This is a genomic window from Burkholderia sp. SIMBA_051, from assembly GCF_046534915.1.
Classification (GTDB): Bacteria; Pseudomonadota; Gammaproteobacteria; order Burkholderiales; family Burkholderiaceae; genus Burkholderia; species Burkholderia ambifaria.
Genome location: NZ_JAWRXS010000796.1, coordinates 1 through 241, shown reverse-complemented (window position 1 = coordinate 241; position 241 = coordinate 1). Strand labels below are relative to the sequence as shown.

Below are 241 nucleotides of genomic sequence, written 5' to 3'. Positions count from 1 at the left end.
GGAGGAAATGCAGCACGGCCGGGCGCTCAAGACGTATATCGCTTACGTCTGGCCGGAGTTCGATTGGGACACCGCGTTCCGCAATTTCATGGACGAGTATTCGCTCACGTGTTCGGTGGAAGATTTCGAAAAGACGCGTGCGCTCGAAATGGTCGCGCGCTGCGTGGTCGAAACAGGCACGGCAACGCTGTATCGCGCGATCGGCGAATGCTCGGACGAACCCGTGCTCAAGCAGATCACC

The 241-nt window shown here is 58.9% G+C and carries 1 pseudogene; it reads left to right on the top strand.

Annotated elements, in window-relative coordinates:
- Positions 1-241, top strand: a pseudogene (locus SB771_RS36645) (ferritin-like domain-containing protein); the annotation flags it as partial.